Annotated in this window: 7 protein-coding genes and 1 pseudogene; 3 read left to right on the top strand and 5 right to left on the bottom strand. The window is 70.1% G+C overall.

Annotation, left to right across the window (positions count from 1 at the left end):
- Together DLJ59_RS03060 and DLJ59_RS03055 are read right to left on the bottom strand one after the other, a co-directional pair.
- The coding region (locus DLJ59_RS03060; protein ID WP_124770992.1) for a hypothetical protein at nt 1-279 on the bottom strand (279 nt) is incomplete at its 3' end.
- A gap of 216 nt (nt 280-495) precedes the next feature.
- Nucleotides 496-1,125, bottom strand: coding sequence for a hypothetical protein (locus tag DLJ59_RS03055; protein WP_124770991.1), 630 nt, complete (start codon nt 1,123-1,125; stop codon nt 496-498).
- Between the two features lie 197 nt (nt 1,126-1,322).
- Between DLJ59_RS03055 and DLJ59_RS36225 the strand changes: the two genes are divergently transcribed.
- The gene (locus tag DLJ59_RS36225) at nt 1,323-1,493 is read left to right on the top strand and encodes a hypothetical protein (RefSeq protein WP_158630773.1); all 171 of its coding nucleotides are present in this window, start codon (nt 1,323-1,325) and stop codon (nt 1,491-1,493) included.
- 33 nt (nt 1,494-1,526) lie between these two features.
- On the opposite strand, the gene DLJ59_RS03050 is transcribed toward DLJ59_RS36225, so the two are convergent.
- The 3 genes from DLJ59_RS03050 to DLJ59_RS03040 form a co-directional block, all read right to left on the bottom strand.
- The gene (locus DLJ59_RS03050; RefSeq protein WP_124770990.1) at nt 1,527-2,390 is read right to left on the bottom strand and encodes an alpha/beta hydrolase family protein; all 864 of its coding nucleotides are present in this window, start codon (nt 2,388-2,390) and stop codon (nt 1,527-1,529) included.
- 142 nt (nt 2,391-2,532) lie between these two features.
- Nucleotides 2,533-3,789 carry an SGNH/GDSL hydrolase family protein gene (locus DLJ59_RS03045; RefSeq protein ID WP_124770989.1) on the bottom strand — a complete coding sequence of 419 codons (1,257 nt, stop codon included), beginning with the start codon at nt 3,787-3,789 and terminating at the stop codon, nt 2,533-2,535.
- Between the two features lie 152 nt (nt 3,790-3,941).
- On the bottom strand, nt 3,942-4,643 hold the full coding sequence (locus tag DLJ59_RS03040; protein WP_124770988.1) for a hypothetical protein: 702 nt from the start codon (nt 4,641-4,643) through the stop codon (nt 3,942-3,944).
- Between the two features lie 277 nt (nt 4,644-4,920).
- On the opposite strand from DLJ59_RS03040, the pseudogene DLJ59_RS38045 reads away from it, so the two are divergent.
- Nucleotides 4,921-6,339: pseudogene (locus DLJ59_RS38045) on the top strand (ATP-binding protein); the annotation flags it as partial.
- On the top strand, nt 6,313-8,430 hold the full coding sequence (locus tag DLJ59_RS38040) for a Hint domain-containing protein (protein ID WP_425271380.1): 2,118 nt from the start codon (nt 6,313-6,315) through the stop codon (nt 8,428-8,430). The pseudogene DLJ59_RS38045 and the gene DLJ59_RS38040, both read left to right, overlap by 27 nt.
- The last annotated feature ends 5 nt before the right edge of the window (nt 8,431-8,435 follow it).

Raw genomic sequence — 8,435 nt, 5'->3', positions numbered from 1 at the left:
GACCTTCCCCGAGGACGCGGACATCGGCGTCCGCGTGGGCTCGACCGAGCCGAAGCCGTGTCGTCCCGCCGGGTCCGACCGGCCCGCCGGGGCGCCCGCGCGCCGCTCTCCGCGCCGTCCCTCGGGCACCGCGGTCTCCTCGCTGCCCTCGTCCATCGGTGAGTCGTCGTCCGCACCCCAGGGCGCGTCGGCGTCGAAACCGTCGCCGGTGCCCCACGGCTTGGTCGCCTCCGGCTCCAGCCGGTCGTTGTCACCGCTGCGTCCCTTGTGCGCCGTCATGGCCACCCCGCTCGTCGGTCCGCCGCTGCCGGCGGACGCTGTGCCGTCTTCGGGCCGGGACTGCCCGCCCGAGATCCTCGCCTGACAGGTCAGCGGCGCGCTGCTGCGCGCGTGTCGACTCGTCGTCGCGCAGGATTCGTTCGTCGCGCTGGTGCACGCGGGGCCGGCCAGCGCCCCGCCGTCGAGGTGGCGGCGGGATGCCGGTCGGCCCGACGTTCAGCGTCCGGCCATTGCCATCGGCCGCTTGCCGTTGCTCATTGTCGCCATCTTGATCATGCTCTTGGAGGCGCCCTTCATCCCACCGGCGCGACCGAGCATCCCCCGGAACACCTGGCCGGGCTTCTGCTGCTCACCCATGTACGCGGTGACCACGACCAGGGTCCCGGTCAGCGCCGGAATGGCCCACTGGAGCAGCTTCATCTGCCGTTGCGATGAGGCCACACTGGCCGGGGTCTGATGGTTCGGCTCGGTGGCGCCGCTCACCGACGGGCCGCCAGCCTTCTCCAGCCGCATGCCGACCAACCGGCTGTAACCGGTGACCGCCAGCGCGCCGATGGTCAACGCGGTCTTGATGGCGCTGGCCCGGCCTACCCCGGACTGGGCCGCCACCCGTGGGCTCTCGGTTACCAGTTCGCCGACTGCGCCGGCCAGGTGGGCGCCGATCGCGGCCGCGTTGACCGGGGTCCACTTGGACCATCCGGCCGAGGCGACCGGGAGCCGCTGGGTCGAGTCGCTGATTTTCGCCGCTGCGCCGTTGACACCGAAGGCACCCATGAGGGAGCCGCCAAACCAGGCCGCCAGGCCCAGATCGTGCATCGAACGCAGTGCGGTGTGCCGTTCGGACATGTGATCCCCTTCCGCCGTGTCGGGCGGTGCGGCTTACCCGCCGCTCGGGCGGCTAACCCCGCCCCAGCCAGGCCCATCCGCGCCGGAGCGGGCAGCTACGGGACGTCCGTGCCCTCGGCGGGTCGGCCTCGCCTGGGCAGGAGTCGTTCGCTCGGTGGCGGGTAGATCCCGAGCGACGCCGACGAGAGGGGAACGCGATGTCGCAGCCGGACGAGAGCCGGGAGAAGACCCCCAAAACAGACGCGGTGCTCATGCACCCCGACAACGACCTGAAGCGGAACACCGCCGAGGTCGCACCCCGCAAGGAGCACGCCGAGATTCAGGTCGAGCGGGACGGTGAACTGGTGCCGCTGGACCAGGACGAGTGAGCCGGCCCGAGCCCGCCGACCGGCGGCCACGGCTCAGCGGGGCGGCAGGTCGCCGGCGAAACCGGCGATCCGCCGCGCCAGCGGTGCACTCGCCCGGACCCAGGTGAAGTGGTCCAACGTTGCCCCGGCCTGCGCCACTGTGTACCGCTCCCGGGTCACCGGCGCGTCGCGGAGCTTCGCGCAGAGGTAGTCCATGGTCTGGTGCGGCGTGTACTGGTCGTCGTCGACACTGACGGCCAGCACCGGGGTCCGCACCGCGCGGACCGCCGCCTCGGTGTCCGTACCGTTGAGCCGGGGGAATCGGCCGGTCCGCGCGGTGGACGCCCAGTCGCGGATCACGCCGCGCGCCTGCCGGCCGCCGAAGCCCCAGCCCGGCCAGACCCCGAGCAGCGCCGCCGTGGCGGCGATGCCCTGGGTGTAGGGCAGCACGCCGAGGCCACGCCGGCCCGGATAGCTGCGCCAGTAGGGGATGCCGACCGCGATCAACGCCAATCCGTCCACCTCGCCGCCGCCGTGCAGGGCGAGGTGCAGCAACGCGGCCTGCCCGCCGAGCGAGTGCCCGAGAAGCAGTCGGGTGCGTCCGTCCAGTCGGGGTTTGAGGGCGGCCAGGACGGCGCCGACGTCGTCGGCCAGCTCGGCGTAACCGTGCCGGTCCGTCCGACTCGGCGCGGGCGTGCTCGCCCCGGTGCCGCGCAGGTCGGCCACGACGACGGCCAGCCCGGCGGTGCGTAGCGCGGCGGCGAAGGGCCGGTAGTACCGGGCTCGGACCCCCATCGCGGGCCAGATCACGACCACCGGCGCGCCGGTCACTCCGGCGGGCTCCGGATAGACCTGTACACCCAGTCGGCCACCGTCGACGTCAATGAACTCCTGCGCGTACTCCGGATCCCCGTTCACCGGCCCAGCCTACGGCCTGACGTTACCGACGGGTAGCAGCCAGCCGTCGGCCGACAGCCGCGGTGTACGGACAACGCCGCGCGCTCGATGGACGCGGCGGAGGGCCCCGCCGGGTGGCGGGGCCCTCCGAGTGGCGCTGCGGTCAGGAGACCGAGATCGCCCCGTTGCTGGCGCGGACGCAGGCCACCGAGCGGGCGCTGGTGGAGGCCGCGCCGCTCAGGCACTGGCCGAGCACCTGGTGCCCGGTGGCGTTCGGGTGCCAGGACTCCTGGCAGGTCTGGAAGTAGCTGACGCAGGTGTTGGCGATCCGCTGGATGGCGATCTTGTCCTTGCCGGCGAGGCTGGTGACGAAGGTGCCGGTCGCGCCGTCCTGAAGCCGGATCGGAGTGGCCAGCGCGCCGCTCGGGCTGCTGGTCTGCTCGCAGAGCCGGGCGCCGTTGAAGGCCTGCTGCACGTTCAGGTGCACCAGGTCGTCGGCGGGGAACTCGGCGGCCAGGGTGTCCCTGGTGGACTTCACGATGCTGCCCAGACCCTGGGAGAAGCGGTGCCCCGGCGCCAGGCTGGCCCGGTGGATCGGGCAACCGCCCGCGTACCGCTCCGCGCCGAGGTCACGGAACTTGTCCCGGGTGTCGTCCCGGCTGTCCTCCTCGTGGAACTTCTGGTTCAGGTCCAGCGGCAGCGGGTTGGTGTAGTCCTGGAACACCACCCGGTGCTGACCGTCCGCGTCCACCTGGTCGAGGGTGGTCAGGATCTGGCGTACGGCCGCGGTGGTCTCCGCGGTCGCGGCGCTGATTTGCGCGGCGGTGGCCAGGTCGGCGTCGCTGCACGGCTTCTGCTCCACCGGCCCGTTCAGGTACGCCCAGAACTCCCACCAGCCGGTCCAGGCGTCGGCGATGAACCTGTTGGCGCACTTCTCCGCGACGCTGCCGAAGGTGAACGAGCTGTTGTTGGAGCCGAGGCCGATCAGCACCAGGTCGATGTCCTGGGTCTGCGCGACGGCGCGTAGTTGGCTCAGCTGCGAGGCCACGGTACGACCGTTGGCCCGCGCCTGGGAGGCGTTGGCGATGTCGTGTGGCTGGCCGCCGGAGCAGGCCAGATTGAACCGGTTCTGGATGCCCGGCAGGTTTGCCTGGTTCAGCGAGGCGTTCGCCGAACGGTGGCAGAAGTACGCGTTGTTGTTCGCCGCGGTCCAACCGGGGAAGCCCTGGCTGACGCCGTTGGCGTCGACCACCGGGGTGTACGCCCCGGCGCCCTCGCCGCTGATGAAGCTGTCTCCGAGTGCCACCGCGGCGGTGGGCAACGCGGCGGACGCGGGTGTGGGCAGCGCGACGGCGGTCGACAACGCGGCCATGGCGATCGTTAGTCCCGCGGCGAGCGCGGTACGCCGGAACCTGGGCATGGGGCCCCCATCCATCGAAAGATGAAAGATTCTCTGAGGGCGCGATCAGATCACTCCTCTGCGACGGGCGTCAATGGCCCGTAACAGATTCGTTCGATGAAAGACATCCGCGCGTAGGCAGGACGCCCTACCGTGTCGAGGTCGGTGCGCGGCTACCGGGCGGTCGGGGGGCCGCCGCGGCGGTTCAGCACGGCCGCGCCGGCGGCGTTCAGACCGACACCCCAGATCAGGAGTACGCACAGCCACTGCGCCCACCGCAGCGCGGTCATCTCTCCCGAGAGCAGGTTGCGCACACTGCCGAACGGGGTGAGCCACGGCTGCGCCGGACGGAGGGCGTCCCCGGCGCCCAGCAGCGCGAACAGCCCCAGCGGCAGGATGATCGTGGCCAGGAAGGCCACCACCACCGAGCGCAGCAACAGGCCCAGCCCGGTGCCCACCAGGCCGGCGACGATCTGCACCAGCACACTGCCCACCGCGACCGTCGCGGTGAACCGCCACGGCTCGTCGGCGACGTCGGCCGGGGTGAGGGCCAGCGTCGCGGCACAGATCAGCACCCCGACGACGCCGATGACGACCGCCGGCAGCCCCACCGCGAGCACCATGGGCAGAACCGGGCGGCGGACGGGGGCTCGCCGTAGGTCGCGGACCAGCAGGATGCCGAAGAGCGGGGTCGCGACCGACATCAGGCTCTGGACGGTGCCCGAGAGCTCGGCGAAGGTCCGGTCGGCGGGAGCCGTCGCCGCGACCAGCGCCACGGCGGCCAGCAGCCCCACCGCCAGGGTGCCCACCAGCAACCACCGTCGGGCCGTCGTGCCGAGGGAGCGCCGCAGAGCTTCGCGGAGTGCCTGAGCCATCTCGACCGCCTCCTGATCTCCTCGACCGGGACGGGCGGGCATCCCGCGCTCAACCGGCCGCGATCATGGGTGAGCGTACCGGCGGCCCTGTCTCTGCGTGGTCCCATGATCACCCGCCGGCTGTTCGTTGGCTCACGTCCGGCGGGCCACGCGCGGCGGGTCGCGTAGGTCCTCCGGGAGTTGTCCTAGCCTCGGGCTAGGCTCGCTGCGGCGCGCCACGCCGGCTGATGTCGCCGGCGACCGGCAGCACACCGCCGAGACCGGGGAGTACGACCAGTTGACCGCAGAGCCTGACACCCTGTACGGGGCCGATGACCTCACCCACCTTGAGGGGCTGGACGCTGTCCGCAAGCGGCCCGGCATGTACATCGGTTCCACTGACAGCCGTGGCGTGGGTCACCTCGTCAACGAGATCCTCGACAACTCCACCGACGAGGGTGTCGCCGGTCACGCCGGCCACGTCGAGGTGATCCTGCACGCCGATGGCTCGGTGCAGGTCGACGACGACGGCCGGGGCATCCCCACCGACGTGCACGCCAAATCCGGCATCTCCGGCGTCGAGCTGGTGCTGACCCGGCTGCACGCGGGCGGCAAGTTCGGCGGCTCCGGCTACAAGACCTCCGGCGGTCTGCACGGCGTCGGCGCGTCGGCGGTCAACGCGCTGTCCCGCCGCTTCGACGTGACCGTCCGCCGAGCCGGCAAGATCCACGCGATGTCGTTCCGGCACGGCGTGCCGGGCATCTTCGACGGCGACGGGCCGGACGCACCCTTCACCGCCGGCCCCGGGCTCCAGGTGACCGGCGCCATGAAGCGCGGCCAGCGCACCGGCACCTCGATCCGCTGGTGGCACGACGCCCGCTACTTCGAGACCGGCGCCGCGCTCGACGTCGACGCCGTCCGGATGAAGCTGCGCAACACCGCGTTCCTGGTCCCCGGCGTGACCTACCTGCTGCGCGACCTGACCGGTGAGTCGCCCGTCGAGGAGCGGTTCCACTACCCCAACGGGCTCAGCGACATGGTCGAGTTCCTCGCCCCGGCCGGCGACCGGCCAGTCTCCGGCATCCTGCTGGTCAACGGCGGTGGCACCTACCGGGAGAACGCCGCCGACGCCAACGGCGTCATGCAGTCCAACGTGCAACGCCAGGCCGAGGTCGAGGTGGCGTTCCGGTGGGGCACCGGTTACGAGCGCACCGTCGAGTGCTTCACCAACACCATCCGCAACGCGCACGGCGGCACCCACCGCAAGGGCTTCGAGCGGGCACTGGTCCGCGCGCTCGCCGACGCGATCCGTAACACCCGCGGCCTGCTCAAGGCCAAGGAGGAGCCGCCCACCCTGGACGACGTCCTGGAGGGGATGACCGCGGTGGTGCACGTGCGGATCCCCGAGCCGCAGTTCACCTCGCAGACCAAGGACGAGCTCTCCACCACCGGCATCACCAAGGTGCTCCAGTCCCTGGTCGACGCGCACATCAAGGCCTGGCTGGAGGATCGGCGCACCAAGGCCGAGGCGCGCACCGTCCTGCAGAAGATCGTCGACGCCGCCCGGGTGCGACTCACCCAGAAACAGCAGAAGGACGCCGCTCGGCGCAAGACCGCCCTGGAGGGCGCGTCCATGCCGCCGAAGCTGGTCGACTGCCGGGCCACCGGGGTGGAACGGAGCGAACTGTTCATCGTCGAGGGAGACAGCGCCCTCGGTTGCTTTACCGGTGACACGAAAGTCGCACTGGCCTCAGGGCAGAGTCGATCCTTCGCTGACTTGGCTGCAGACTGGCAGCGAGGCATCAGCCACTTCGGTTACACGACCAACAAGGCCGGCCGGGTGGTGGTCGCCCCCCTGGTGGAGCCCCGGCTCACCAAGTCTGACGCGCCGTTAGTGCGGGTTACGCTCGACAACGGCGAGTCGGTGCGCTGCACGCCGGATCATCAGTTCCGGCTGCGCGACGGCTCCTACCGTCGGGCTGACTCGCTCGTCGAGGGCGACTCCCTGATGCCCCTGTACCGCCGCCTGTCCAGTAAGGCGGAAGGGCACAACCTCCAGGGCTACGAGCGGGTCTGGATGAACGACCGGGACGAATGGGTCTACACCCACTACCTGGCTGACGCGTGGAATCTGCGCCATGGCAAGGACAGCGCAACCAACGGGAATGTCCGTCACCACATCGACATCAACAAGCGCAACAACGACCCGCGCAACCTGCGGCGGATGACCTGGCCGGATCACACCGCACTCCACGCCGCAATGATGGGCGAGCATGTCCACGTCGGTTGGCGGGAGTGGTTCGCCAACGGCGGCCGGGAGCTCCGGTCAGCCATGCTGACGGCTCAGTGGCGGGATCCTGATTTCCGTGAGGCGTGTCTCGCTCGCCTGTTCGCGCTCAATGAGTCGCCAGCGTTTCGCGCTAGATGCGAGAAGGGCTTCCAGGACTGGTACAACGCGCTCGGCGCCGAGGAGCAAGGCGCTTACGCCGAGCGGATGCGTGAGCGGCAGGCCACGTACTGGGCGCACCCTGAGCATCGGGCAGCGGCAGCCGAACGGGTTCGCCAATACTTTGCTGACCCGTCTCGTCGCCAACAGTGGCGCGAGCGCTCGGTGCAACAGTGGCAGGACCACGAATTGCGCACCTGGCGCTCTCGGAAGACTGTAGAGCAGTTTGCGGACCCCGACGAGCGAGACCGCCAGCGCAATGCGGTGTTGGCCTGGCATCGGGACAATCCAGAATTTGGTGATCAACATTCCCGTCGGATGAGGCGGCGGATGACTGATCCGAGCACCGGTCACCTGGCGAAGGTGCAGGCCGGACGTACTCGATACGTCGACAACGTGCCTCGTGAGGAACGCGTCGGCCAGCAGAACGAAGGTCGCCGTCTAGCAGCGCTCCGTCGGCTGGCACCGTTGCTGGCGCATCCCGATGAGGAATTGTCAGCCGCTTACGAAGCCGAGCGGATGCGTACCGCTCGCACCGGCCTCCGCTTCGCGCGGCTTCTAGCCCTGTACGACGGAGATTACGGCCGACTTCGTGACGCCGCGTCGCTTGTCAATCACCAAGTGGTGTCGGTGGAGGTGCTCGACGAGACAGCCGATGTCTACGACCTGACGGTTGACGGGTACCAGAACTTCGCCCTCGAAGCTGGTGTGTTCGTCCACAACAGCGCCCGGGTGGCGCGGACCTCCGAATACCAGGCGCTGTTGCCGATCCGCGGCAAGATCCTCAACGTGCAGAAGGCCAACCTCCAGCAGGTTCTGGACAATGCCGAGTGCGCGGCCATCGTGCAGGTCCTCGGCGCCGGCTCGGGGCGCACCTTCGACCTCTCCGCGCTGCGCTACGGCCGTGTGCTGATCATGGCCGACGCCGACGTGGACGGCGCCCACATCCGTACGCTGCTGATCACCCTGTTCGCCAGGTACATGCGGCCGCTGATCGAGGCCGGGCGGCTCTACGCCGCGATGCCGCCCCTGCACAAGATCACCACCAAGGGGCGCAACCCGCAGACCGTCTACACCTACACCCAGGCCGAGATGGAGACGACGGTCCGCAAGCTGGAGAAGTCCGGCAAGCAGATCGTCACCCCCATCCCACGGTTCAAGGGTCTCGGTGAGATGGACGCCGACGAGCTGTGGGACACGACGATGAACCCGGCCACCCGTGCCGTCCGCCGGATCACCCTCGACGACGTCGACGCCGCCGAACGCATCCTCGAACTGCTGATGGGCGAGAAGGTCGAGCCGCGCCGCAACTGGCTCATCGACTCAGCCGACCGTGTCGACCGGGATGCGATCGACGCGTGAGCGAG

Source organism: Micromonospora inaquosa (assembly GCF_003857055.1).
GTDB classification, from domain to species: Bacteria; Actinomycetota; Actinomycetes; order Mycobacteriales; family Micromonosporaceae; genus Micromonospora; species Micromonospora inaquosa.
This window is presented reverse-complemented; position numbering and strand designations above follow the sequence as displayed.

What these genes read in the sequence shown, in the direction of transcription:
- DLJ59_RS03045 (WP_124770989.1), bottom strand. Translation starts at nt 3,789, where the DNA reads ATGCCCAGGTTCCGGCGTACCGCGCTCGCCGCGGGACTAACGATCGCC.
- DLJ59_RS03055 (WP_124770991.1), bottom strand. Translation starts at nt 1,125, where the DNA reads ATGTCCGAACGGCACACCGCACTGCGTTCGATGCACGATCTGGGCCTG.
- DLJ59_RS03040 (WP_124770988.1), bottom strand. Translation starts at nt 4,643, where the DNA reads ATGGCTCAGGCACTCCGCGAAGCTCTGCGGCGCTCCCTCGGCACGACG.
- DLJ59_RS36225 (WP_158630773.1), top strand. Translation starts at nt 1,323, where the DNA reads ATGTCGCAGCCGGACGAGAGCCGGGAGAAGACCCCCAAAACAGACGCG.